This window comes from Pseudomonas sp. SMN11 (assembly GCF_052041945.1).
Taxonomy (GTDB): domain Bacteria; phylum Pseudomonadota; class Gammaproteobacteria; order Pseudomonadales; family Pseudomonadaceae; genus Aquipseudomonas.
This window is the reverse complement of record NZ_JBKGGW010000012.1, coordinates 35431-59421: the sequence shown is the minus strand read 5'-3', so window position 1 is coordinate 59421 and position 23991 is coordinate 35431. Positions and strand designations below refer to the sequence as shown.

At 62.9% G+C, this 23991-nt stretch carries 23 protein-coding genes; 2 read left to right on the top strand and 21 right to left on the bottom strand.

Translation table 11 applies throughout. The annotated features are described in order from the left end of the window. Positions 1 to 14 precede the first annotated feature (14 nt). From ACLEJU_RS13095 to ACLEJU_RS13085, 3 genes are all read right to left on the bottom strand, one after another. Positions 15 to 563: a hypothetical protein gene (locus tag ACLEJU_RS13095; RefSeq protein WP_435423399.1), complete on the bottom strand. Its 549-nt coding sequence runs from the start codon at positions 561 to 563 to the stop codon at positions 15 to 17. A gap of 105 nt (positions 564 to 668) precedes the next feature. Continuing rightward, a complete protein-coding gene (locus ACLEJU_RS13090; RefSeq protein ID WP_435423400.1) occupies positions 669 to 1421 on the bottom strand; it encodes a tetratricopeptide repeat protein in 753 nt (250 codons plus the stop codon). Positions 1422 to 1424: 3 nt separating this feature from the next. After that, entirely contained in the window at positions 1425 to 2105 is a 681-nt protein-coding gene (locus ACLEJU_RS13085; protein ID WP_435423401.1) for a Fe2+-dependent dioxygenase, read from the bottom strand. 221 nt (positions 2106 to 2326) lie between these two features. Here ACLEJU_RS13085 and ACLEJU_RS13080 point away from each other — a divergent pair, with 221 nt between their 5' ends. Beyond that, positions 2327 to 4636, top strand: a complete 2310-nt coding sequence (locus tag ACLEJU_RS13080) for a TonB-dependent receptor (protein ID WP_435423402.1) — start codon at positions 2327 to 2329, stop codon at positions 4634 to 4636. A gap of 102 nt (positions 4637 to 4738) precedes the next feature. After that, complete coding sequence (locus ACLEJU_RS13075; RefSeq protein ID WP_435423405.1) at positions 4739 to 7294, top strand: PepSY domain-containing protein; 2556 nt, start codon at positions 4739 to 4741, stop codon at positions 7292 to 7294. A gap of 169 nt (positions 7295 to 7463) precedes the next feature. Here the strand turns inward: ACLEJU_RS13075 and ACLEJU_RS13070 are convergent, their stop codons facing one another. From ACLEJU_RS13070 to ACLEJU_RS12985, 18 genes are all read right to left on the bottom strand, one after another. Beyond that, positions 7464 to 8255 (bottom strand): amidohydrolase, encoded by a 792-nt coding sequence (locus tag ACLEJU_RS13070; RefSeq protein ID WP_435424320.1) that lies wholly within the window; start codon positions 8253 to 8255, stop codon positions 7464 to 7466. After that, the gene (locus ACLEJU_RS13065; RefSeq protein ID WP_435424319.1) at positions 8243 to 9391 is read right to left on the bottom strand and encodes a pyridoxal phosphate-dependent aminotransferase; all 1149 of its coding nucleotides are present in this window, start codon (positions 9389 to 9391) and stop codon (positions 8243 to 8245) included. The genes ACLEJU_RS13070 and ACLEJU_RS13065 overlap by 13 nt, the downstream gene beginning before the upstream one ends. A gap of 251 nt (positions 9392 to 9642) precedes the next feature. Then, positions 9643 to 11106: a ribosome biogenesis GTPase Der gene (gene der, locus ACLEJU_RS13060; RefSeq protein ID WP_103445617.1), complete on the bottom strand. Its 1464-nt coding sequence runs from the start codon at positions 11104 to 11106 to the stop codon at positions 9643 to 9645. Positions 11107 to 11223: 117 nt separating this feature from the next. Further along, the gene (bamB, locus tag ACLEJU_RS13055) at positions 11224 to 12366 is read right to left on the bottom strand and encodes an outer membrane protein assembly factor BamB (RefSeq protein ID WP_435424318.1); all 1143 of its coding nucleotides are present in this window, start codon (positions 12364 to 12366) and stop codon (positions 11224 to 11226) included. Further along, positions 12367 to 13005, bottom strand: coding sequence for a tetratricopeptide repeat protein (locus ACLEJU_RS13050; protein WP_435424317.1), 639 nt, complete (start codon positions 13003 to 13005; stop codon positions 12367 to 12369). A 39-nt stretch (positions 13006 to 13044) separates the two neighbouring features. Beyond that, complete coding sequence (gene hisS, locus ACLEJU_RS13045; protein ID WP_435424316.1) at positions 13045 to 14334, bottom strand: histidine--tRNA ligase; 1290 nt, start codon at positions 14332 to 14334, stop codon at positions 13045 to 13047. 24 nt (positions 14335 to 14358) lie between these two features. After that, positions 14359 to 15468, bottom strand: coding sequence for a flavodoxin-dependent (E)-4-hydroxy-3-methylbut-2-enyl-diphosphate synthase (gene ispG / locus ACLEJU_RS13040; protein WP_027920273.1), 1110 nt, complete (start codon positions 15466 to 15468; stop codon positions 14359 to 14361). Positions 15469 to 15471: 3 nt separating this feature from the next. Beyond that, the gene (locus ACLEJU_RS13035) at positions 15472 to 16491 is read right to left on the bottom strand and encodes a RodZ domain-containing protein (protein ID WP_435424315.1); all 1020 of its coding nucleotides are present in this window, start codon (positions 16489 to 16491) and stop codon (positions 15472 to 15474) included. Then, entirely contained in the window at positions 16488 to 17249 is a 762-nt protein-coding gene (gene pilW / locus ACLEJU_RS13030) for a type IV pilus biogenesis/stability protein PilW (RefSeq protein ID WP_435424314.1), read from the bottom strand. The genes ACLEJU_RS13035 and pilW overlap by 4 nt, the downstream gene beginning before the upstream one ends. A gap of 13 nt (positions 17250 to 17262) precedes the next feature. Continuing rightward, positions 17263 to 18408 carry a 23S rRNA (adenine(2503)-C(2))-methyltransferase RlmN gene (gene rlmN, locus ACLEJU_RS13025; protein ID WP_054887568.1) on the bottom strand — a complete coding sequence of 382 codons (1146 nt, stop codon included), beginning with the start codon at positions 18406 to 18408 and terminating at the stop codon, positions 17263 to 17265. A 28-nt stretch (positions 18409 to 18436) separates the two neighbouring features. Continuing rightward, positions 18437 to 18862, bottom strand: coding sequence for a nucleoside-diphosphate kinase (gene ndk / locus ACLEJU_RS13020; RefSeq protein WP_008092560.1), 426 nt, complete (start codon positions 18860 to 18862; stop codon positions 18437 to 18439). A gap of 89 nt (positions 18863 to 18951) precedes the next feature. Further along, on the bottom strand, positions 18952 to 19152 hold the full coding sequence (iscX, locus tag ACLEJU_RS13015) for a Fe-S cluster assembly protein IscX (RefSeq protein ID WP_027920277.1): 201 nt from the start codon (positions 19150 to 19152) through the stop codon (positions 18952 to 18954). A gap of 10 nt (positions 19153 to 19162) precedes the next feature. Further along, the gene (fdx, locus tag ACLEJU_RS13010) at positions 19163 to 19504 is read right to left on the bottom strand and encodes an ISC system 2Fe-2S type ferredoxin (protein ID WP_027920278.1); all 342 of its coding nucleotides are present in this window, start codon (positions 19502 to 19504) and stop codon (positions 19163 to 19165) included. A 3-nt stretch (positions 19505 to 19507) separates the two neighbouring features. Next, the gene (gene hscA / locus ACLEJU_RS13005; protein ID WP_435424313.1) at positions 19508 to 21370 is read right to left on the bottom strand and encodes a Fe-S protein assembly chaperone HscA; all 1863 of its coding nucleotides are present in this window, start codon (positions 21368 to 21370) and stop codon (positions 19508 to 19510) included. A gap of 42 nt (positions 21371 to 21412) precedes the next feature. Beyond that, complete coding sequence (hscB, locus tag ACLEJU_RS13000) at positions 21413 to 21934, bottom strand: co-chaperone HscB (RefSeq protein ID WP_435424312.1); 522 nt, start codon at positions 21932 to 21934, stop codon at positions 21413 to 21415. An 8-nt stretch (positions 21935 to 21942) separates the two neighbouring features. Then, positions 21943 to 22266 (bottom strand): iron-sulfur cluster assembly protein IscA, encoded by a 324-nt coding sequence (gene iscA / locus ACLEJU_RS12995; protein WP_023630636.1) that lies wholly within the window; start codon positions 22264 to 22266, stop codon positions 21943 to 21945. 35 nt (positions 22267 to 22301) lie between these two features. Continuing rightward, positions 22302 to 22688, bottom strand: coding sequence for a Fe-S cluster assembly scaffold IscU (gene iscU, locus ACLEJU_RS12990; RefSeq protein WP_007929523.1), 387 nt, complete (start codon positions 22686 to 22688; stop codon positions 22302 to 22304). A gap of 46 nt (positions 22689 to 22734) precedes the next feature. Further along, positions 22735 to 23949, bottom strand: coding sequence for an IscS subfamily cysteine desulfurase (locus tag ACLEJU_RS12985; protein ID WP_103445623.1), 1215 nt, complete (start codon positions 23947 to 23949; stop codon positions 22735 to 22737). Between the last annotated feature and the right edge of the window lie 42 nt (positions 23950 to 23991).

Genomic DNA, 23991 nt, shown 5'->3' with positions numbered 1-23991 from the left:
GAAAGCCCCTTTTTTTATTGCTGGCGACCACCAGGTGGGTCGAGCCATTCGAGAATGAACACGTCGGCATCTGCTTCATAGGGTTCCAGCATACGCAGTTGCCGGCCTGGTTCGGTGCGATAGCGGGTGACATCTTCCCAGGGTGAAAGCGCCCACCATGAAAAACCTTCGCGTTTCCTTCGATGAGTACTGGCTATTCGATCGTTTGCCGAAACGAATCGCGAATCCAAGGTTTTCAGTTTTACCTCATATGACCAAGGCTCTTCGAGCTCGGTATTTTCACGCATGATGCGGAAGGCGGGCACTGGCATCGGCATCAGTTCCTCTGCCTCTCTCAAGGCATCCCCGCCAGCACCGGTAATCTGCTTGCCCGACTGGCTATGAATTTCGTAAGCGATGTCCCCACCAATGCTGGGATGCTTCCATGCGAGGAGGGTGAAGATTTCGTTATGCCCGTCAATAACCTGCACAAAGCCTTGGTGATTGATGCCAACCGGGTATATGTATTCATCTTTCACCAGCCATAGACGCACTTGTGCTTCATCTTTAATCAGATCTTTCACTGCAGCTCCCCCTCTGGCAATGGCCGCCGTGGCCGAGAGCTCAAGGTAGGCCGGGTGAAGTTATCATCGAAGCAACAATCATTTCCCGGCCAATTGTTCAAACCACTAGGGCGAGTCACGTTGCTCGACTTCGGCCGCGTATGCTGTCGCATGTGGCGCCAACTGCGGCCCAGCTGCTGACAAGGTAACCAACGCGCTACGCAAAAAGCTCATGTTGCCCTCGACCCTCGCCCGTTCAAGCCAAGTAGCGGCCTCAGCCATTTCTCCCCGCTCTGCCAGCACCATCGCCAGGCTGAACATTCCGCGAAAATCACCCGCTTCGGCCGAACGCCGATACCAGCGTACCGCCCGCACTGGGCTCGGCGCGGTGGCGATGCCATGCTCCAGGTAGCGACCATACAGGTTCATCGACTTGGCATGGCCCATCTGCGCAGCCTTTTCGTAACAGGTCAGCGCCTGCGCCTGGTTGGCCGGCACCCCGCGCCCGGTCGCCAGCAGGTTGCCGAGGTTGTACAGCCCCCAATCCAGCCCGGCATCGGCCGCCCGTGCATAGTGAATGGCCGACTGCGCCAGGTTCACCTCGCCTCCCCAGCCGTGTTCCAGGCAGCGACCGAGCATGTTGTGCGCCATGGCACTGCCGCCCTGTGCGGCAATGCCGAACCAGCGTCGGGCGACACCGGCATCCTGCTCGATGCCACGACCATCAAGCAGGATCTGCCCGAGCAGCAACTGCGCGTCGACCACGCCCTCCGCTGCCGCCGCGAGGATCGCCTGGGCTGCCTTGCCGGGGCTGTGTTCGAGCATGGCGTGCAGGCCAGCAGCATCCACCACTTCTTCACGACGCAACTGATAGGACATGGCTCAGACCTCGGCCCAGCGACGCAGGAGGTTGTGGTAGGTGCCGGTCAGCTGCAGCAATGACGGGTGGTCCGGCACATCGGCGGTGAGCTGCTGGATGGCATTGTCCATTTCAAACAGCAACGCCCGTTGGCTGTCCTCGCGCACCAGGCTCTGGGTCCAGAAGAACGCCGCGTAGCGCACGCCACGGGTCACCGGGTTGACCTTGTGCAGGCTGGTGCCGGGGTACAGCACCAAGTCGCCGGCCGCCAGCTTCACCTGCTGCACGCCGTAGGTATCCTGGATCACCAGCTCACCGCCGTCGTAGCTGTCGGGGTCGCTGAGGAACAGGGTCGAGGACAGGTCGGTGCGCACCCGCTCCGGGCTGCCCTTGGGCTGGCGCAGGGCATTGTCGATGTGGAAACCGAAGTTGCCGCCCTCGCGGTAGCAGTTGATCAATGGCGGGAACACCTTGTGCGGCAGCGCCGCCGACATGAAACGCGGGGTCTGCCACAAGCGGTCGATCAGTGCGCTGCCGATTTCCTTGCCCAGCGGGTGCCCTTCCGGCAGTTGCAGGTTGTGCTTGGCCTTGGCCGACTGGTAGCCGGCCGTGACCTTGCCGTCGGCCCAGTCGGTCTGCTCCAGCGCCTCGCGGATACGGGCCAGTTCATCGGTGTCGAACAACCCTGGGATATGAAGCAGCATGGCGGCGGCACCGTTAAGATCTGTAAAGGGCTCGATGATATTGATTCCCTTTTACGCCGCACAAGCCCTTGCTGTGCCTTAGACGATTCAGCGTCCATAAATCGTAAAGAGAATATGTAAAGATTGTAAATTCCTGGCGAATGGTAACGAGTCTCAATTGTGCCTTACAATCCCTTACATTAACATCCGCGGCCTTCACACCTTGGGGAAGGCCAATAACAATGCGTCACGTACCGTCTGCAGTGAGTTCACCACGCCTCATCGTCTCGGCCATCGGGGTCGCCCTGAGCGCTTCGGGCGCCTACGCCGCCGATCCGGCTGCCAGCAATGCCGTCACCCTCGACGCCACCAGCGTCAATGGCAAGGCTGAGCAGGCCAGTACCGATTACAAGGTCGAAAAAGCCTCCTCGCAGAAGTACACCGCACCGCTGGTGGACACCCCGCGTTCGGTCACCGTCATCCCTCAGCAAGTGATCAAAGACACCAACGCCCTGACCCTGCAGGACGCCCTGCGCACCGTGCCCGGCATCACCTTCGGCGCCGGCGAAGGCGGCAACCCGCAAGGCGACCGCCCTTTCATCCGTGGCTTCGACGCCCAGGGCGACACCTACCTGGACGGCGTGCGCGACACCGGCGCCCAGACCCGCGAAATCTTCGCCATCGAATCGGTCGAAGTGGCCAAGGGCCCTAACTCGGCTATCGGTGGCCGCGGCGCCGCCGGCGGTACCATCAACCTGGTGAGCAAGCGCGCACACCTGGGCAACTCGCTCGACGGCGCCTGGACCTGGGGCAGCGACCAGACCCAGCGCTACACCTTCGATGGCAACTACCAGTTCAGCGACACCGTTGCTGGCCGCCTGAACCTGATGACCCACGAAAGCAACGTCGCCGGCCGTGACAAGGTCAACTACGACCGCTGGGGTATCGCCCCGTCGCTGGCCTTCGGTCTGGGCACCGCCACCCGCGTCAACCTCGACTACTACCACTTGGAAAGTGACGACCTGCCGGATTCGGGCATTCCGTACACCATCCCTACCGGTGGCAGCGCCGCGCGTACCTCTGCGCACCCGAGCAAGCCGAACGACGGTGGCGACAGCGACAACTTCTATGGCCTGACCGACCGCGACTTCCGCAAGAGCCGCGTCGATATCGCCACCTTCGCCATCGAGCACGATCTGACCGACGCGCTGACCATCAAGAACACCTTCCGTCACGGCAACAGCATGCAGGACTACATCCTGACCCAGCCTGACGACAGCAAGGGCAACGTCAACAATGGCAGCGTCTGGCGCCGTGCCAACACTCGTGTGGGCAATACTTCCACAACCACCAACCAGACCGACCTGTTCGGCGAGTTCTACCTGGGTGGCATGAAGAACAGCTTCTCCACCGGTATCGAATTAAGCCGCGAAGAAAGCGATCGCGAAAGCTACAACGTCGACACCGACACCGTCGCCGGTGGCGCAGCAAACACCAACTGCACCCCAGGCATGATCGGCGCCACCAGTGGCTACAATTGCACCTCGCTGAGCAACCCGAACCCGGATGATCCATGGAACGGCGCGATCTCGCGCAACTATGCCGGCACCAACACCAAGAGCAACACCCGGGCCATCTACGTGTTCGATACTCTGGAGCTGTCGCCACAGTGGCTGCTGAACATGGGCCTGCGTTACGACCACTTCGATACCCAGTACCGTGGCTACAACGCCAACGGCAGCACTGCGGTAAGTACCAAGGGCATCGTCTCCAAGGGCAAGGACACCAGCGAGTTCGTCACCGGCCAGCTGGGCCTGGTATGGAAGCCGGCCGACAACGGCAGCATCTACGTGTCCTACGCCACCTCCGCCACCCCACCCGGTGCGATGCTCGGTGAAGGCACTGAAGGCAACCCGCTCGGCAACACCACCGACCGCAGCGGCAACCTGTTGAGCAGCGACATGGAGCCGGAAGAAACCACCAACTACGAAATCGGCACCAAGTGGGACCTGCTCGACGAGCGCCTGTCCCTGGCCGCTGCGCTGTTCCGCACCGAGAAAGAAAACGCCCGCGTCCAGGTGAACACCACCACCTACGAAAACGTCGGCGAAACCCGCGTGCAGGGCATCGAGCTGTCGGCCAGTGGCAAGATCACCGACAAGTGGCAGGTATTCGCCGGCTACACCTACATGCAAGCGCGCCAGATCGACGGCGGCCCGCTGGGCAAGGCCAACGACGGCAACCAGCTGCCGAACACGCCGAACAACAGTGCCAGCCTGTGGACAACCTACTCGATCACGCCAAAGCTGACTGTTGGTGGTGGTGCGTTCTACGTGGATGACGTGTACGGCAGCGTGGCCAACACCACCATGGTCGACAGCTACGTGCGTTACGACGCCATGGCCGCCTACAAGCTGACCAAGAACGTCGATCTGCAACTCAACGTGCAGAACCTGACCAACGAGGTGTACTACGACAAGGCCTTCTCCACCCACTTCGCCAACCAGGCGGCTGGGCGGACAGCCTTGTTGACCACCAGCGTCCACTTCTGACGAAACACCGCCGAGCCCCGTTCATTCTTGTGAACGGGGCTTTTGCGTATCAAGGCATAATGCACGCAGCGCGGTCTGTGGCAGCAACACAAGGTGAGAGATGTGGTGAAGAAGTCGTTGTTCCAACTGCACTGGTTCTTTGGCATCACCGCTGGCCTGGTGCTGGCCTTGATGGGCATCACCGGGGCGCTGTATTCGTTCCAGGAAGAGCTGCTGCGCGCCTTCAACGCCGATGTGCTCAAGGTCGAGGTACGCGCCGAGGGCGTGCTGCCACCCGCCGAACTGGTTCGCCGGGTCGAGGCCGAGCAAGGCAAAAAGGTATCGATGCTGTGGGTGGATGTGCGTGAAGGCAACGCCGCACGGATCTTCTTCACCCCGCCGCCCGGGGAGCGCCGTGGCGAACTGCGTTACGCCGACCCTTACACTGGCGAGCTCAAGGGTGAGGCCACAGGGCAAGGCTTCTTCAACCTGATGCTGACCCTGCACCGCTTCCTCGCCATGGGCGACACCGGCCGCCAGATCACTGGTGCTTGCACCTTGATGCTGGTGTTCTTCTGCCTGTCCGGCCTGTACCTGCGCTGGCCGCGCAAGGCGCTGAACTGGCGCACCTGGCTGACCTTCGACTGGGCCAAGAAAGGCCGAGCCTTCAACTGGGACCTGCATGCTGTGGCCGGTACCTGGTGCCTGCTGTTCTATCTCCTGTTCGCGCTCACCGGCCTGTTCTGGTCCTATGAATGGTACCGCTCTGGCCTGAACAAACTGCTGGCCGATGAGCCCGCCGCAGGGCAGCAGCAGAAACGAGGCGAAGGCCGTGGCCGCCATGGACCACCCAAGGTCGAGAAGAATGCGCCACCGTTGGTGGTCGACTACGACGCCATCTGGGCCAACCTCAAGGACGCCGCAGGCCCGGGCCTGGCTGCCTACAACCTGCGTCTGCCGCCCGCAGGCGGTCAACCGGCCAACCTGTTCTACCTGCTCGACACCGCCGACCACCCGCGCGCCTTCAACACCTTGGTGCTGGACCCGGCCACTGGCCAGGTGAAAAGCCATGACCGCTACACCGACAAGTCCTTCAAGGCGCAGCTGCTGCAGAGCGTCTACGCCTTGCATGTCGGCGAATACTTCGGCCTGCCGGGGCGCATCATCGTAACCATCGCCAGTCTGACCATGCCGTTGTTCTTCGTTACCGGCTGGCTGCTGTACCTCGACCGTCGCCGCAAGAAGCGCCAAGTGCGCGCCGCCCGCGGCACTGTCGATGGCAACCAGGCCAGCGGCGAAAGCTGGCTGATCGGCTTCGCCAGCCAGAGCGGTTTCGCCGAGCAACTGGCCTGGCAGAGTGCCGGGCAGTTGCAGGCAGCAGGTCTGCCGGTTCAGGTTCGAGCCCTTGGCGACCTGCGCGAAGAGGACCTGCGTGAGTCCCGCCGTGCGCTGTTCGTGGTCAGTACCTTCGGCGATGGCGAGGCGCCCGACAGTGCCCGCGGTTTCGAACGCAAGATCCTCGGCCAGCCGTGGGCATTGAACAATCTCAGCTATGCCCTGCTCGCCCTCGGCGACCGCCAGTATCCGCACTTCTGCGGCTTCGCCCGGCGCTTGCAGGCGTGGCTTGGCGAGCGTGGCGCCAGCAGCGCATTCAGCCCGGTGGAAGTGGACAACGCCGACCAGGCCGCACTGCAGCAGTGGCAGCAGGAACTGGCGCAACTGACCGGTGCTCAACCGGTAAGCGCCTGGCAACCGCCAAGCTTCGGCAACTGGACCCTGGTGCAGCGCGATCTGCTCAACCCGGGCAGCCAAGGCCAGCCGGTCTACCTGCTGGGCTTGCAACCTGAAGAGCCCGCCAGCTGGGAAGCCGGTGACCTGGTGGAGATCCTGCCGCTCAATGGCCAGTCGCGGATCGACGCGTTCCTTCACGGCATGGCATTGGACGCCATGGCCAGCGTACACGTCGATGGCCTGCAGCAGACCTTGAGCCAGGCATTGGCTGGCCGTCAGCTACCGAGCCGTCGCGATCACCTGCTAGGCATGCATCCGCAGGCATTGGTCGATGCGCTGGTGCCGATCGGTAGCCGCGAGTACTCGATCGCCTCGATTGCCAGTGATGGCGTGCTGGAGCTGATCGTGCGCCAGGAGCGCCATGCCGACGGCGACCTCGGCCTGGGTTCCGGCTGGTTGACCGAGTACCTGCCGCAGGGCGGCACCTTGAGCCTGCGCCTGCGCCGCAACAGCGGTTTCCACCTCCCGGAGACCTCTGCACCGATGATCCTGATCGGCAACGGCACCGGCCTGGCCGGCCTGCGCAGCCTGATCCGGGCGCGAGTCAATGCGGGCGAGCAGCGCAACTGGCTGCTGTTCGGCGAGCGTAACCGGGCGCATGACCTGCTGTGTGGCGCGGAGCTGCAAGGTTGGCTCGACAGCGGCGACCTCGCGCGGCTGGACCTGGCGTTTTCGCGGGATCAGGCCGAGAAAGTGTATGTGCAGGATGTGCTGCTGCAGCACGCCGATGAGTTCAAGCGCTGGATGGCTGACGGGGCTTGCGTGTATGTCTGCGGTAGCCTGCAAGGCATGGCTGCCGGGGTGGATGCGGCGCTCAATGGTCTGCTTGGAGAAGAAGCGGTGCAGCAGCTGATCGAAGATGGGCGCTATCGGCGGGATGTGTACTAACTAGCACCATCGGCTTTGTAGGAGCGGCCTTGTGTCGCGAAAGGGCTGCGCAGCAGCCCCTGCAATTTATGTGTCTGCGATGAGATCCTGGGGCTGCTGCGCAGCCCTTTCGCGACACAAGGCCGCTCCTACAAAGGGGCCCGTCCCGTGTATACGGGCCAGTGTCGGTTCAGTGCAACTCGAAGGTATCGGCATCCAGGTTGGCCGGGAACTTGGTGCGGTAAGCGCCCAGCTCCGCAGCGCTCAACACTGCGGTGAACACTCCGTCCGCTTCCCCTGCACTGAGCAGGCTCTCACCCTGGAAGTCCAGCACCTGGCTGTCCCCGGAGTAGGCAAAGCCTTTACCGTCCGTCCCCACCCGGTTCACTGCCGCCACGTAGCACAGGTTCTCTATGCCTCGCGCCGGCAACAGGCGGTTCCAGTGCTGGCGGCGCGCCGCCGGCCAGTTGGCGGTGTACAGCAGCAGGTCGGTGTCCTGGGCATCGCAGCTCCACACCGGGAAACGCAAGTCGTAGCAGATCAGCGGGCGAACCCGCCAACCCTTGACCTCGAACTGCACCTGGCGCTCACCCGGGGTGTAGTGTTTGTGCTCGCCCGCCATGCGGAACAGGTGACGCTTGTCGTAATGCAGGATCTCGCCGTCCGGCCGCGCCCACAGCAAGCGGTTGCGGTGGCTGCCGTCAGCGGCCTGGATGATCACGCTGCCGGTAATCACCGCGTCGATGCGCTTGGCCTGGGCCTTGAGCCATTTGTAGGTCGGGCCGTTCTCCGGCTCGCAGAGGGTTTCCGACTGCATGGAAAAACCCGTGGTGAACATCTCTGGCAGAACCACCAGGTCGCTGCCGCGAGCCTGGTCCAGCAGCACCTCGAAATGCGCGTAGTTGGCCTCACGGTCATGCCAGGCCAGGGTGGTCTGGACCAGGGCGACTCTCAGGTTGGGCAGTGCACTCAGATCGCGCATAGTTTTTCCGCTGCCTGACGCAGCGTCTCCTCACGTTTGGCAAAGCACAGGCGCACCAGGCGTTGCTCGGGGATGGGTTGCTGGTAGAACACCGACACCGGAATGGTCGCCACGCCATGCTCACGGGTGAGCCACAAGGCCATGTCGACATCGTTCAGGTCGGGGCGGATCTGCGAGTAGTCCACCAGTTGGAAATAAGTGCCCGCTGTGCGGGTAAAGCTGAAGCGTGAGCCTTCGAGAAGGCCGCAGAACAGGTCGCGCTTGGCCTGGTAGAAGGCCGGCAGCTCATTGATGTGCTCCGGGTGCTCGGCCATGAAGTCAGCCAATGCGCATTGCAGCGGTGTCACACCACAGAAATTGACGTACTGGTGCACCTTGCGCAGTTCGGCGCTCAAGGCCGGCGGCGCGATCACGTAGCCGGTTTTCCAGCCGGTGACGTGGTAGGTCTTGCCAAACGAGCTGACGACGAACGCCCGCGGGTAAAGCTGCTCGTGGGCCAGCACGCTGGCATGGCGCGCGCCGTCGTACACCAGGTGCTCGTAGACTTCGTCGCTGATCAGGTAGATATCGCGATCGGCGATCAGCCGGGCCAGCTGGTCAAGGTCTTCACGGCTGATCAGCGCACCACTGGGATTGTGCGGCGAGTTGAGAATGACCATGCGTGTGCGTGGGCTCAGCGCATCGCTGAACTTCTGCCAGTCGATGCGGAAGTCGCCGTCGCTCAGTTGCACATGCACACAGCGCCCGCCCGCCAGCTCCACGGAGGGCTCGTAGCTGTCGTAGCAGGGATCGAAGACGATCACCTCGTCACCCGCGTGGATGACCGCCTGAATGGCGCAGAAGATCGCCTCGGTGGCACCTGGGGTGATGGTCACTTCCTGATCGGCATCCACCTGCGCGCCGTACAACCGCGCGACCTTGGCCGCCACTTGCTGGCGCAGGGCCGGCAGGCCGGTCATCGGCGAGTACTGGTTGTGCCCGGCGGCCACGTGCCGGCCGACTGCATCGAGCAGCGCCTGCGGGCCGTTGAAGTCGGGAAAACCCTGGGACAGGTTGAGCGCGCCGGTCTGCACGGCGAGCTGGGACATGGTGGTGAAGATGGTCGTGCCGACATTCGGCAGTTTGCTGCGGATCATGGAGCCCTCTTTCCTGGGGTTTATCCGGCACGGGGTGGAGTCCGAGCATAGCGGATCGAGCGGTCAGGAAAAAGGTTGAAACAATAGGGGGATTGCCCTGGATCAATAGGCCCTTGTGGGAGCGGCCTCGTGTCGCGAAAGGGCTGCGAAGCAGCCCCAGCAATATCAGCGTCATCGCTGACACCCGGGGGCCGCTATGCGGCCCTTTCGCGACACAAGGCCGCTCCCACAGAGATTGCGCCAGCTTTTAATCAGCGCTTGTCGCGGCGCTTCTTCTCGGCCTTCTTGTGGTGCGACATCAGGCGGCGCTTCTTGTTGACCTGGCGGTCGGTGAGGGTGTTCTTCTTGCCCTCGTACGGGTTCTCACCGCCCTTGTACTCGATGCGGATCGGTGTACCGACCAGCTTCAGCACGCGGCGGTAGGTGTTTTCCAGGTAACGCGAGTAGGACTTCGGAATCTTCTCGGTCTGGTTGCCGTGGATCACGATCAGCGGCGGGTTGGCGCCACCGAGGTGGGCATAGCGCAGCTTGATGCGGCGACCGTTGACCAGCGGCGGCTGGTGCTCGCTCACGGCATCTTCGAGGATCTGCGTCAGGCGGCTGGTCGGCCAGCGGGTGACCGCCGACTTGAACGCAGCCTGTACCGACTTGTACAGGTGGCCCACGCCAGTGCCGTGCAGGGCAGAGATGAAGTGGATGTCGGCGAAGTCGACGAAGAACAGCCGGCGCTCCAGCTCGGTCTTCACGTAGTCGCGCTCGCCCGATTCCATGCCGTCCCACTTGTTCAGGGCGATGACGATGGCACGGCCAGCTTCCAGGGCGAAGCCCAGCAGGTTGAGGTCATGGTCGACCACACCTTCGCGGGCATCCATGACGAAGATCACCACGTTGGCGTCCTTGATCGCCTGCAGTGTCTTCACCACCGAGAACTTTTCGACTTCCTCGTGGATCTTGCCGCGTTTGCGCACGCCAGCGGTGTCGATGAAGGTGTACTTCTCGCCATCGCGCTCGAACGGGATGTAGATACTGTCGCGGGTGGTGCCCGGCTGGTCGTAGACCACCACGCGCTCTTCCCCGAGCATACGGTTGACCAGGGTCGACTTGCCCACGTTCGGGCGGCCGATGATGGCGATCTTGATGCCATCTTTCTCGCTCGGGCCGGGAATGCGAACCGCTTCCTCGCCTTCGGCGACTTCCTGGTCCAGGGCTTCTTCCTCTGCGTCACGAGGAATATGGCCGAGTACGCTTTCCATCAGCGCATTGATGCCACGGCCCTGGGAGCCGGCCACCGGAATGGCATTGCCCATGCCCAGCGGCGAGAACTCGGCGCGGGCGACGTCGGCGTCGATGTTGTCGATCTTGTTGGCCACCAGGATGGCCGACTTGTTGCGCTTGCGCAGGTGCTCGGCAATCATCTGGTCGGCGGCGGTCATGCCGGCGCGGGCGTCGACCAGGAACAGCACGTAGTCAGCTTCTTCGATGGCCATGAGCGACTGCTCGGCCATCTTCTCGTCCATGCCCACTTCGTCACCAGTGATACCGCCGGTGTCGATGAGGATGAAGGAACGACCCTGCCAGGTGGCATCACCGTATTGACGGTCACGGGTCAGGCCCGACAAGTCACCGACGATGGCATCGCGGGTCTTGGTCAGGCGGTTGAACATGGTGGATTTGCCGACGTTCGGGCGGCCCACCAGGGCGATTACGGGAACCATGCGGCTCTCCACTCTTGAATTCTTGAAAATGCAAAGGCCGCTGCAAGGCAGCGGCCGGAGTTCGGGCGGCGTGTCCTACGCCGCGGCCTGAAGCCCGCCAAGGCTTCAAGCATAGCTTCAGCGGATGGTCAGTGCCTCGAGCTTGCCGCTGTTGCCGAAGACGTAGATGGTGTCGCCGACCACAAGTGGGCGGGCGCGCAGGCCATCGCTGTCGATACGCTCACGGCCGACGAAGCGGCCATCGACCTGGCTCAGCAGGTGCAGGTAACCCTCAAAGTCCCCCACAGCCACATAGCTGGAGAACACTTCAGGCGCGGTCAGCTGACGGCGGGCCATCGAATCGTTGCTCCACAGCGCGCTGGAAGAGCGCTCGTCGACACTTTCAACGGTTCCGGTGGCTTCGCTGACATAGACGTTGCCGTAGCCCTGGGCGACCCCCACGTAGCTGGAGGCATCGCGCTGCCACAGCACACGGCCGCTTTCCAGGTCCAGGCCCGCTACGCGGCCCTGGTAGGTGCTGACGTACAGGGTACCACCGGACAGCAGCAGGCCGCCGTCGATGTCGACCACGCGGTCCAGCTCGGAACGGCCCTGCGGGATGGCCACGCGGCTCTCCCACACCGGCACGCCGTTGTTGATGTCAACCGCTACCACCTTGCCGGTGGACAGGCCGGCGACGGCCAGGCGATTGGTGGCGATTGGCGCGCCGGTGCCACGCAGGGTCAGCACGGCCGGGGTGTTTTCATAGATCCAGCGACGGTCGCCAGTAGCGGCATCCAGGCCGATCAGACGATCGTCCTGGGTTTGCACCACCACCACGTCACCATTGTTGGCAGGTGGCGCCAGCACTTCACTGGTAACACGCGAGCGCCAGCGCTCTTCACCGGTGCTGGAATCCAGCGCGATGACTTCACCCTTGAGGGTGCCGAGCATCACCAGGCCGTAGCCCACGCCGACTGCGCCGGACACCGGCAGCTCGAGGTCTTTCTTCCACACCACGTCTCCGGTGATGCGGTCGAGGGCGAAGACTTCGCCGTTGACGTCGGAGGCGTAGATACGGTCGTTCTCGATCGCCGGAACCAGGGTGTTGTAGGTTTCACCCTGGCCGTCACCGATCGAACGGCTCCACTGCTTCTTCAGCACCACTTCTTCGGTGAACTTGGTCAGCTCGGCCGGTGGCAGTTCCTTCTTGCTGTTGCTGCTGCAACCTGCGGCCAACACGGCCAGGGTCAGCACTGCTGCTTGTTTCCAACCGATCACTTACGCGTCCCCTTTGGCCAGGTCATCCAGCTTCAGTTGCAGGCCACCGACCGCTGCTTCGTCAGACAGCGCGGCCTTGGCTTTTTCGTAGGCACTGTGGGCATCGTCGCCGCGACCCAGCTGCACCAGCAGGTCACCCTTCAGTTCTTCGCGGCTGGCCAGGAAGGCCTTGTCCGCATCGCCGTCGAGCAACTTGAGGGCGTCTTCGGCCTTGTTCTGGGCGGCGAGCACGCGAGCCAGACGCTGGCGCGAAATTTCGCCCAAGGTGACGTCGGCCGGCTTGTCCAGCACGTTTTTCAGCTCGGCAGCAGCGTCGTCGAGCTTGCCGCTCTCGACCGCGACCTTGGCCACGAACAGGCTGCCGTACTGGGCATATGCAGTACCGCCGAACTCGCTCTTGAGCTTGCCGGCCAGTTCTGCAACCTTGGTCGCGTCTGGCTGGCCATTCGGCGTCAGGCTGGTCTCAAGCAAAGCCTGATACAGCTGCGAGGCACCTTGCGACTGGTTGTTCTGGTACTTGTGCCAGGTATTCCAGCCCAACACCACCACGCCAGCCAGCAGGGCACCGGTCAGCAGCGGCTTGCCGTTGCGGTTCCACCAGTCCTTGACCCCTGCCAGTTCATCATCGGTACTCGACACCCCAATACTCCTTTTCGCCTATTCGCTTGTTGAACCGCGTTACGCCTGAGCGATCGCGGTTTCCAGGTGCTCAGCCAGAGCATCCCAGGCAATATTCTGTTGTTCGCCCTGACCACGCAGGGGCTTCAAGCCGATCTCTTGCTTGGCCAGTTCGTCGTCGCCGAGGATCAGGGCGAACAGCGCGCCGCTCTTGTCGGCTTTCTTGAACTGGCTCTTGAAGCTGCCACCTCCGGCGTTGACCGCCAGGCGCAGGCCCGGCAAGCGATCACGCAGGCCTTCGGACAGGCGCAGGCCGGCCAGTTCCGCCTGCTCGCCGAAGGCGCACAGGTAGACGTCGATGGTGCGGTTGATCGACTCGGGGACCTTGCCGAGGGTTTCCAGCAGCAGGATCAGACGCTCGATGCCCATGGCGAAGCCAACGCCCGTGGTCGGCTTGCCGCCCATCTGCTCGACCAGGCCGTCATAACGGCCACCGGCGCAGACGGTGCCCTGGGCGCCGAGCTTGTCGGTGACCCACTCGAACACGGTCTTGCTGTAGTAGTCCAGGCCGCGTACCAGCTTGGTGTTGATCACGAACGGGATGCCAGCGGCATCGAGGCGTCCCTTGAGGCCCTCGAAGTGCACGCGGGAATCTTCGTCCAGGTAATCTTCCAGCTTCGGCGCGCCGACCAGCACCGCCTGGGTGCCCTGGTCCTTGCTGTCGAGGATGCGCAGCGGGTTGCTCTTGAGGCGGCGCTGGCTGTCTTCGTCGAGCTGCTCCAGGCGCGCCGAGAGGAACTCGACCAGCGCGTCACGGTAGCGGGCACGGGCTTCACTGGTGCCCAGGCTGTTGAGTTCGAGCTTGACCGCGTCCTGGATGCCCAGCAGGCCCCACAGGCGCCAGGTCAGCATGATCAGCTCGGCGTCGATGTCCGGACCGTCCAGGTTGAACACTTCCACACCGATCTGGTGGAACTGCCGATAGCGGCCCTTCTGCGGGCGCTCATGGCGGAACATCTGGCCGATGTACCAGAGTTTCTGCACCTGGCCGTTGCCGGTGATGCCATGCTCCAGCACTGCCCGCACGCAGGCGGCAGTGCCTTCAGGGCGCAGGGTGAGCGAATCGCCGTTGCGGTCCTCGAAGGTGTACATCTCTTTTTCGACGATGTCGGTCACTTCACCGATGGAGCGCTTGAACAGCTCGGTGAACTCGACGATCGGCGTGCGGATCTGGCTGTACCCGTAGGTGTCCAGCAGGCCGGCGACGGTGCCTTCGAAGTAACGCCAGAGTGGCGACTGCTCTGGCAGGATGTCGTTCATGCCACGGATGGCTTGCAGCGATTTGCTCACGAAAAGTCCTTACGAATCTGTGTGTCAGCTGCGGGCGATCAGCGCCGCGTCAGCCTCGACCTTTTCGGCCGCTTTCTGGCGGATGAGCTTCTCCAGCTCATCGACCAGGTTGTCATTGGTCAGCTTCTGCGCCGGCTTGCCGTCGATGTAGACCAGGTTCGGCGTACCGCCGGTCAGCCCCACATGGGACTCCTTGGCTTCGCCAGGGCCGTTGACCACGCAACCGATCACCGCCACGTCCAGCGGCACCAGCAGGTCTTCCAGGCGCCCTTCCAGCTCGTTCATGGTCTTGACCACATCGAAGTTCTGCCGCGAGCAACTCGGGCAGGCGATGAAGTTGATGCCGCGCGAACGCAGGTGCAGCGACTTGAGGATGTCGTAGCCGACCTTCACTTCTTCGACCGGGTCGGCCGCCAGCGAGATACGGATGGTATCGCCGATGCCTTCGGCCAGCAGCATACCGAGGCCGACGGCGGATTTCACCGTCCCCGAGCGCAGGCCACCGGCTTCGGTGATGCCTAAGTGCAGCGGCTGGATGATCTGCTTGGCCAGCAGGCGGTAGGCTTCGACGGCCATGAACACGTCGGAGGCCTTGACGCTGACCTTGAAGTCCTGGAAGTCCAGGCGGTCGAGGTGCTCGACGTGACGCAGGGCCGATTCGACCAGCGCGGCCGGGGTCGGCTCGCCATACTTCTTCTGCAGGTCCTTTTCCAGGGAACCGGCGTTGACGCCGATGCGGATCGGGATACCACGGTCGCGGGCGGCATCGACCACCGCGCGCACACGGTCTTCCCGGCCGATGTTGCCCGGATTGATGCGCAGGCAATCGACGCCAAGCTCGGCCACGCGCAGGGCGATCTTGTAGTCGAAATGGATATCGGCAACCAGCGGCACGCTGACCAGCTGCTTGATCTTGCCGAACGCCTCGGCGGCGTCCATGTCCGGCACCGAAACGCGAACGATGTCGACGCCGGCATCGACCAGGCGCTGGATCTGCGCCACGGTGGCCATGACATCGTTGGTGTCGGTGTTGGTCATGCTCTGCACCGCGATGGGGGCATCACCACCCACCGGCACATTGCCGACCCAGATTTTGCGGGATTCGCGACGTTTGATCGGAGATTCGCCGTGCATGACTTACTGTCCCAACTTCAGGCGAGCGGTCTCGCCACTGGTGAACGGGGCAACATCGACGGCCTGGCCGTTGTAGCTGACCTGGGCGCCGCGGGCAAAGCCCAGGCGGACCGCGAACGGCGGCTTGCCGGTCAGCTCGAGGTTGTCCCCCTTGCGCTTGATGGCGCTGAACAGCACCTTGCCGTTGCCATCGGACACCTGGGTCCAGCAATCGGCGGTGAACTGGATTGCAACCTTGGCGCTGCCGGCCGGCACGGCCGCAGGGGCGGCAGGCTCGGCGGCGGCGACGGCCGGCACGCTGGCAGCTGGCGCGGCCGGCGCTACCGGGGCCGCAGGGGCCGGGGCTGGTGCGACAGCATGGGCCGGTGCCTGCTGAACCGGTGCAGTAACAGGCGCTGGAGCCGGCGCAGTAGCAGCAGGGGCGGCTTCACTGGTGGTTTCGGCTTCGGCAGAGCCCTGTTCCAGCGGCAGCGGTGCGCTCTCAGGTTGCTGACCCGCCGTCACGGCCTGGTCTTCCGGCTCGTCCAGCGGGTGAATTTGGGTGGTGCCGTCGGCACTTTCGACTTCCACGTGCTCCAGCGCCATCTTGGCCAGGTCCTTGCCCTTCATGCTGCCCTGGTCCTGCCACCAGATGAAGCTGCCGCCGACCACCGCGACCAGCAGCAACAGGGTGACGCCGCGCATGATGTTGTGCGAAAGACGCATCGGTTCTTCGATACGACCCAGGGAGTGCACTTCACTGCCCTTGGCATGGGTGCCTGTGTATCGGTCGAAGGCCTCGACCAGCGGTGCCTGGTCCATGTCCATCAACTTGGCATAGGCGCGGATGTAACCACGAGCGAAGGTATGCCCAGGCAGCTTGTCGAAGGCGCCGGTTTCCACGTGGTTCAGCGAACTTACGGTGAGGTTGAGCTTGCGGGCCACCTCGGCTTGCGACCACTCCCGTTTCTCGCGGGCCTGGCGCAACAGCTCGCCGGGGTTCTGGCCAGTCGCTGCTGCTACTTCGGGATGCGCGGCTTTCATCGTTGCTCCGACAGGTATTGCTGATATTCCGGCGTGCCGGGATAAAGTCGTTGTAATTGCTGGCCCAGATCGGCCAGGGTGCCCTGCTCGTCGAATACCCGGGCAAGGCGGCTGCCCAGCAGAAGGCTACGGGCGCTGTGATCGCTCAACTGGCTGAAACGATCGTAGTAATCCCGGGCCGGCACATAATGCCTGTTTTCGTAGGACAACTCAGCCATTTCCAGCAACGCTCTGGGCTGGCGTCGATTGAGTTGCAGGGCCTTGGTCAGATACGCATGTGCCTGGACGCGATCGTCGAGCTCCAGGGCCGTCAGGCCAAGGTTCTCGTACACACGCGAACGTTCAGGATACAGGGTATCGGCACTGGCCAGGCGAAACATCTGCTCGGCTTCGACAAAACGTTGCTGAGCATATAGGAAACTGCCGTAGTTGTTGCGAATTCGCGTGTCGCCCGGGCGGGCTGCAAGCGCTTTTTCGAAGTGCGCCTGGGCAAGGGCCGGCTCGCCTTCGGCCTGGAACACCAGGGCCAGGGCCGCGTGAGCATCGGCATCCCCGGCATTCAGCGCAAGGGCCTTGGCCAAGGGGGCCTTGGCCTGCTGGGTCAAACCTTGTTGCAAATAACCCAGGCCAAGCTGCGTGTAGGCCCGCCCTGCCTCCGTCCGCCCCTGCCGGTTGGCCAGTGGATCGCTCGCGCCGCCCGACACGCAGCCGGCCAGCAGCGAAAGCGCAAGGATCGACAGCGCGGCGCGCAGGCTCATGGCAAGGCCGTACTCAGTGACGCACGGCGCTGTCTTGCAGCTCGGCGTCAGCGGACAGCTGGCGTACCGCGATGTAGCGCTCGCTGCGGCGGGTACGGTCGTTGACCTGGCCGACCAGCTGACCACAGGCGGCGTCGATGTCGTCGCCGCGGGTGGTACGGGTGGTGACGTTGAAACCACCATGGTGCAGCAGGTCCTGGAAGCGGCGGATCGCGTTGTTGCTCGGCCGCTCGTAGCCCGAATGCGGGAACGGGTTGAACGGGATCAGGTTGATCTTGCACGGTACGTCGCGCAGCAGCTCGATCATCTGTGCCGCATGCTCAGGCTGGTCGTTGACGTCCTTGAGCAGGGTGTACTCGATCGTCAGCACGCGCTTGCCGCCCAGGGTCGACATGTAGCCCATGCACGATTCCAGCAGCATCTTCAGCGGGTACTTCTTGTTGATCGGCACCAGCTGGTTGCGCAGTTCGTCGTTCGGCGCGTGCAGCGACAGCGCCAGGGACACGTCGATGTGCTTGGCCAGTTCGTCGATCATCGGCACTACGCCCGAGGTGGAAAGGGTGACGCGGCGCTTGGAGATGCCATAGCCCAGGTCATCCATCATGATGTGCATGGCGGCGATGACGTTGTCGAAGTTCAGCAGGGGCTCGCCCATGCCCATCATGACCACGTTGGTAATCGCGCGGTCGATCTTGGCCGGGACGGTCCCGAAGGATTTGTTCGCAAGCCACACCTGGCCGATCACTTCGGCGGCAGTGAGGTTGCTGTTGAAGCCTTGCTTGCCGGTGGAGCAGAAACTGCAATCCAGGGCGCAGCCGGCTTGCGACGAAACGCAGAGGGTACCGCGGTCGTCGGTGGGGATGTAGACGGTTTCGACGCAGCTGCCGGAGGCAACGCGGATCACCCACTTGCGGGTGCCGTCGGCGGAAATGTCTTCACTGACCACTTCCGGGGGGCGAATCTCGGCAACGGCCTCGAGCTTTTCGCGCAAGACCTTGCCAACGTTGGTCATGGCCGCAAAGTCGGACACGCCAAAATGGTGAATCCATTTCATCACCTGACCGGCACGGAAGCGCTTCTCCCCTATCGAGTCGAAGAACTTTTCCATTTCCGGCTGGGTCAGCCCCAACAGGTTGATTTTGCCAGTAGATGTCGTCATGGATTCACCCTCACCCGTAAGCTTTCGCTTAGCGAGTGGTTACCTCGGTAGCAGCGAAGAAGTAAGCGATTTCGCGAGCAGCAGCAGCTTCGGAGTCCGAACCGTGAACGGCGTTGGCGTCGATCGACTCGGCGAAGTCAGCACGGATGGTGCCGGCAGCAGCTTCTTTAGGGTTGGTAGCGCCCATCAGCTCACGGTTCAGAGCGATGGCGTTTTCGCCTTCCAGAACCTGAACGACAACTGGGCCGGAAGTCATGAAGGCAACCAGGTCACCGAAGAAGCCACGAGCGCTGTGCTCGGCGTAGAAGCCTTCGGCTTCGGCTTTGGACAGTTGCTTGATTTTCGAGGCAACGATTTTCAGGCCAGCTTCTTCGAAGCGGGTGGTGATCTTGCCGATAACGTTCTTGGCAACGGCGTCAGGCTTGATGATCGAGAAAGTACGTTGAACAGCCATGGAAAACTCCAGAATATGAGTGTTACGAAAAATTAAACCCGCGAATTATACGCGGGTTCCAGGGGATTGCCTAACCTGCAGCGTCACGCTTAGTCGGCTTCTTCAATCCAGGCCGCCTGGATGGCCTCGAGCACTTTCTCACCGCCACGTGACGGATCGTCGCTGAATTCTGGCAAGGCCAGCACCCAACGGTGCAGATCGACGAAATTCACATATTTAGGATCGACGTCTGGCTTGCTTTCCGCAAGCTGGATGGCGATCTCAAGTACATCAATCCATTTCAAGCTCATGGGGCAAACCTCAGTGCGGCGCTTCGGCAGCGTGGTTGAGCGTATATTTGGGCAGCTCGATGGTGAGGTCATCCTCACCAACGATCACCTGACAGGCCAGGCGCGATTGCGCCTCCAGGCCCCAGGCCTTGTCCAGCATATCCTCTTCCAGCTCGTCGGCTTCCTCGAGCGAGTCGAAGCCTTCGCGCACGATGCAGTGGCAAGTGGTGCAGGCGCACACACCGCCGCACGCGCTTTCCATCTCGATGTGGTGCTCGTGGGCCAGCTCCAGGATGTTGGTCCCTGGCTCCACCTCAACCACCAGCCCGTCCGGGCAGAACTTCTCGTGCGGCAGGAAAATCACCTGGGGCATCGGTTACTCCTCGATCTCATTCAGGTTGCGCCCGGCCAGTGCGGCTTTGACCGTCGAATCAAGGCGACGGGCGGCAAATGCATCGGTCACCTGCGACAGACGCTTGGTCTGCTGCTCGATGGCCGCGCCATCGGTGCCGCTGAGCAAATCACGCAATTCTTGCATCTGGTACTCGATGGCGACCCGCTCATCTTCGCTGAGCAGGCGGTCACCGTCGGCATCCAGAGCGCCCTGCACCGCTTCGAGCAGGCGCTCGCCGTCGACTTGGTGCTCGCGCAGCTGGCGCGCCTGCTTGTCGGAGCCTGCGTGCTCGAAGGAGTCCTTGAGCATGCGAGCGATCTCGCCGTCGGTCAGGCCGTAGGACGGCTTGACCTGGATGCTGGCTTCCACGCCCGAACCCAGTTCACGGGCAGCAACGCTGAGCAGGCCGTCGGCATCGACCTGGAAGGTCACGCGAATCTTGGCGGCGCCGGCCACCATGGCCGGAATGCCGCGCAGCTCGAAGCGGGCCAGGGAGCGGCAGTCGCTGATCAGCTCGCGCTCACCCTGCAGGACGTGGATCATCATGGCCGACTGGCCATCTTTATAAGTCGTGAATTCCTGGGCGCGGGCCACCGGAATAGTGGTGTTGCGCGGGATCACCTTCTCCATCAGACCGCCCATGGTCTCAAGGCCCAGGGACAGCGGGATGACGTCGAGCAGCAACAATTCGCCACCTTCGCGGCGGTTGCCGGCCAAGGTGTCGGCCTGGATGGCGGCGCCAATGGCCACGACCTGGTCCGGGTCGATCGAAGTCAGCGGGGTGCGGCCAAACAGCGCGCCCACCGCTTCGCGCACGCGCGGCACGCGGGTCGAACCACCGACCATCACCACTGCGCCCACTTCTTCCAGCTCGACACCGCTGTCGCGCACGGCGCGGCGGCAGGCTTTCAGGCTGCGGGCAACCAGGGGTTCGATCATCGCTTCGAAAGCGGTGCGGCTCAGCTCGCCAGTCCAGCCACCGTGGCTGACACTGACAGTATCAGCGTCGGTCAGTGCTTCCTTGGCGGCGCAGGCGGCCTGGAGCAGCTGGCGCTGGGTGGCCGGGTCGAGATCAGCGGAGAGGCCGGCCTGTTCGATGATCCAGCCAGCAATGGCGTGGTCGAAATCGTCGCCGCCCAGGGCTGTATCGCCACCGGTAGCCAGCACTTCGAACACACCGGCAGTCAGGCGCAGGATGGAAATATCGAAGGTGCCACCGCCCAGGTCATAGATGGCCACCAGGCCTTCGGCATTCTGGTCCAGGCCATAGGCCACGGCAGCGGCGGTCGGTTCGTTGAGCAGGCGCAGCACGTTCAGGCCGGCCAGGCGCGCGGCGTCCTTGGTAGCCTGGCGCTGGGCGTCGTCGAAATAGGCCGGCACGGTAATGACCGCACCCACCAGCTCACCACCGAGGGTAGCTTCGGCACGCTCACGCAGCACCTTGAGAATGTCGGCGGACACTTCCACCGGGCTTTTTGGCCCCTGGACGGTGTCGATAAACGGCATGTGCGACTCACCGCCGATGAAGCGGTACGGCAACTGCTCGCCGAGCTGCTTGACGTCTGCCAGGCCACGACCCATCAGGCGCTTGACCGACAGCACGGTGTTCAGCGGGTCGCTGGATGCCGCTTCACGCGCGGCCAGGCCGACTTCGTTGTGGCCAGCCAGGTAACGCACCGCCGACGGCAGAATGACGTTGCCCTGCGCATCGGGCAGGGGCTCGCTACGACCGCTGCGTACGGCAGCGACCAGAGAATTGGTGGTACCCAGGTCGATCCCCACCGCCAGGCGACGCTGGTGCGGCTGAGGGCTTTGACCGGGTTCGGCGATCTGCAGTAGGGCCATGCTTATCTGAATACCTTAGGCGTCATCACGGGCGACACCGGGTTAATCGTCGAGGCGCTCTTCCAGTTGGCGCACTTCTTGGGCGAGCTTGTCGAGGAACTGCATGCGGCGCATCAGGCGTTCGGCCTTGTCGCGCTCGGCAGGCACATCCCAGCAGGCGGCGAAATCCTCGTTGAGCGAGTCCTGAGCGGCCTTCAGGCGCTTCTTGAACACGGCCACGCCATCGAGGTCGGCTTCGTCCTGCAGCTCTTCGAGCTCTTCGCGCCACTGCATCTGCTGCAACAGGAAGTCAGGGTCATGGACCGTGACTTCCTGGGGCACTTCGTGGCCACCGATAGCCAGCAAGTAGCGGGCACGGCGCGGCGCACTGCGCAGGGTCTGGTAGGCGTCGTTGAGAGCTGCGGACTTTTCCAGCGCTACCCGCTGCTCGCGCTCGGAGGCGTCGGCGAAGCGGTCCGGATGGACCTCGCGGGCCAGCTCGCGATAGCGAGTGGCCAGCTTGTCGAGGTCCAGGCGGAAGCAGGGCTGGAGGTCAAACAGAGCGAAATGACAAGGAGTACCCACGGCCAGCCTCAGACGTTGAAGCTTTCGCCGCAGCCACACTCACCGCGCACGTTGGGGTTGTTGAACTTGAAGCCTTCGTTCAACCCTTCCTTGACGAAGTCCAGCTCGGTGCCATCGAGGTAAACCAGGCTCTTGGGATCAATGATCACCTTGACGCCATGGTTCTCGAATACCTGGTCCTCTGCGGCCAGCTCGTCGACGAACTCCAGCACGTAGGCCAGGCCCGAGCAGCCGGTGGTGCGCACGCCCAGGCGAATGCCCTCACCCTTGCCGCGCCCGTCGAGGGAGCGGCGAATGTGGTTGGCGGCGGCTTCTGTCATGCTGATAGCCATCGGAACTCCTTGAGTCTTACCTTGCAACGGGCAGCTTAGATCAAGCCTTTCTTCTGCTTGTAGTCGCGAACGGCAGCCTTGATGGCATCTTCGGCGAGTACCGAGCAGTGGATCTTCACAGGCGGCAACGCCAGTTCTTCCGCCAGCTGGGTGTTCTTGATGGTTTCGGCTTCGTCCAGGGTCTTGCCCTTCATCCACTCGGTGGCGAGGGAGCTGGAGGCGATGGCCGAACCGCAGCCGTAGGTCTTGAACTTGGCATCTTCGATGATGCCTTGCTCGTTGACCTTGATCTGCAGGCGCATCACGTCACCGCACGCCGGAGCGCCGACCATGCCGGTACCGACATCCGGGTCCTCGGCGTTCATCTTGCCGACGTTGCGTGGGTTTTCGTAGTGGTCGATGACCTTTTCACTGTATGCCATGGTGCAATTCCTTCCTCATCAGGGAGCCGCTCTTGCCGGCGACTGCTTAGTGGGCGGCCCACTCGATCTTGGAGATGTCAACGCCGTCTTTGTACATGTCCCACAGCGGCGACAGCTCACGCAGTTTGTTGACAGCCATGCAGACTTGCTGCGCGGCGTAGTCGACTTCTTCTTCGGTGGTGAAGCGGCCGAAGGAGAAGCGGATCGAGCTGTGCGCCAGCTCGTCGTTGCGGCCCAGAGCGCGCAGTACATACGACGGCTCGAGCGAAGCGGAGGTACAGGCCGAACCGGACGATACCGCGATGTCCTTCAGGGACATCAGCAGCGACTCGCCTTCGACGTAGTTGAAGCTCAGGTTCAGGTTGTGCGGCACGCGGGCAGTCTTGCTGCCGTTGACGTACAGCTCTTCAAGGTCCGAGACCTGCTTGAAGAAGCGGTCGCTCAGGGCCTTGATGCGCACGTTCTCGGCGGCCATTTCCTGCTTGGCGATGGCGAACGCTTCGCCCATGCCGACGATCTGGTGGGTCGGCAGGGTGCCCGAACGCATGCCGCGCTCATGGCCACCGCCGTGAATGATGGCTTCCAGGCGCACACGCGGCTTGCGGCTGACGTACAGCGCGCCGATACCTTTAGGGCCGTAGACCTTGTGCGCCGAGAACGACATCAGGTCGACCTTCAGCTTCTGAACGTCGATTTCGACCTTGCCGGCCGACTGGGCGGCGTCGACATGGAATAGCACGCCGCGCGAACGTGTCAGTTCACCGATGGCGGCGATGTCGTTGATCGAGCCGACTTCGTTGTTCACGTGCATCAGCGAGACCAGGATGGTGTCGTCGCGCAGGGCGGCTTCAACCATGGCCGGGGTGACGATGCCGTCTTCGCCCGGTTCCAGGTAGGTGACTTCGAAACCTTCACGCTCGAGCTGGCGAGCAGTATCCAGGACCGCCTTGTGCTCGATCTTGGAGGTGATGATGTGCTTGCCCTTGGTCTGATAGAAGTGCGCCACGCCTTTCAGGGCGAGGTTGTCGGACTCGGTGGCACCGCTGGTCCAGACGATTTCGCGCGGATCAGCATTGATCAGGTCGGCAACCTGGCGGCGACCGTTCTCGACCGCTTCTTCGGCCTTCCAGCCGAACACGTGGGAACGCGAGGCCGGGTTACCGAAGTTGCCGTCGACCAGCAGGCAGTCGGCCATCTTCTGGGCGACACGTGGGTCGACCGGCGTGGTAGCGGAGTAATCGAGGTAGATCGGCAACTTCATGGGTATCTCCTATCAGGCGGTGGCGTCGCTCGTCACTATTAA

Bases quoted from the DNA above. Each gene is read 5' to 3' on its own strand.
- ACLEJU_RS13085 (WP_435423401.1), bottom strand. From the start codon at position 2,105: ATGCTGCTTCATATCCCAGGGTTGTTCGACACCGATGAACTGGCCCGT.
- ispG (WP_027920273.1), bottom strand. From the start codon at position 15,468: ATGCACGGCGAATCTCCGATCAAACGTCGCGAATCCCGCAAAATCTGG.
- iscU (WP_007929523.1), bottom strand. From the start codon at position 22,688: ATGGCATACAGTGAAAAGGTCATCGACCACTACGAAAACCCACGCAAC.
- der (WP_103445617.1), bottom strand. From the start codon at position 11,106: ATGGTTCCCGTAATCGCCCTGGTGGGCCGCCCGAACGTCGGCAAATCC.
- ACLEJU_RS13035 (WP_435424315.1), bottom strand. From the start codon at position 16,491: ATGAAAGCCGCGCATCCCGAAGTAGCAGCAGCGACTGGCCAGAACCCC.
- hscA (WP_435424313.1), bottom strand. From the start codon at position 21,370: ATGGCCCTACTGCAGATCGCCGAACCCGGTCAAAGCCCTCAGCCGCAC.
- ACLEJU_RS13080 (WP_435423402.1), top strand. From the start codon at position 2,327: ATGCGTCACGTACCGTCTGCAGTGAGTTCACCACGCCTCATCGTCTCG.
- fdx (WP_027920278.1), bottom strand. From the start codon at position 19,504: ATGCCCCAGGTGATTTTCCTGCCGCACGAGAAGTTCTGCCCGGACGGG.
- iscA (WP_023630636.1), bottom strand. From the start codon at position 22,266: ATGGCTATCAGCATGACAGAAGCCGCCGCCAACCACATTCGCCGCTCC.
- ACLEJU_RS13090 (WP_435423400.1), bottom strand. From the start codon at position 1,421: ATGTCCTATCAGTTGCGTCGTGAAGAAGTGGTGGATGCTGCTGGCCTG.
- pilW (WP_435424314.1), bottom strand. From the start codon at position 17,249: ATGAGCCTGCGCGCCGCGCTGTCGATCCTTGCGCTTTCGCTGCTGGCC.
- ACLEJU_RS13070 (WP_435424320.1), bottom strand. From the start codon at position 8,255: ATGCGCGATCTGAGTGCACTGCCCAACCTGAGAGTCGCCCTGGTCCAG.
- ACLEJU_RS13065 (WP_435424319.1), bottom strand. From the start codon at position 9,391: ATGATCCGCAGCAAACTGCCGAATGTCGGCACGACCATCTTCACCACC.
- iscX (WP_027920277.1), bottom strand. From the start codon at position 19,152: ATGAGCTTGAAATGGATTGATGTACTTGAGATCGCCATCCAGCTTGCG.
- ndk (WP_008092560.1), bottom strand. From the start codon at position 18,862: ATGGCTGTTCAACGTACTTTCTCGATCATCAAGCCTGACGCCGTTGCC.
- ACLEJU_RS12985 (WP_103445623.1), bottom strand. From the start codon at position 23,949: ATGAAGTTGCCGATCTACCTCGATTACTCCGCTACCACGCCGGTCGAC.
- rlmN (WP_054887568.1), bottom strand. From the start codon at position 18,408: ATGACGACATCTACTGGCAAAATCAACCTGTTGGGGCTGACCCAGCCG.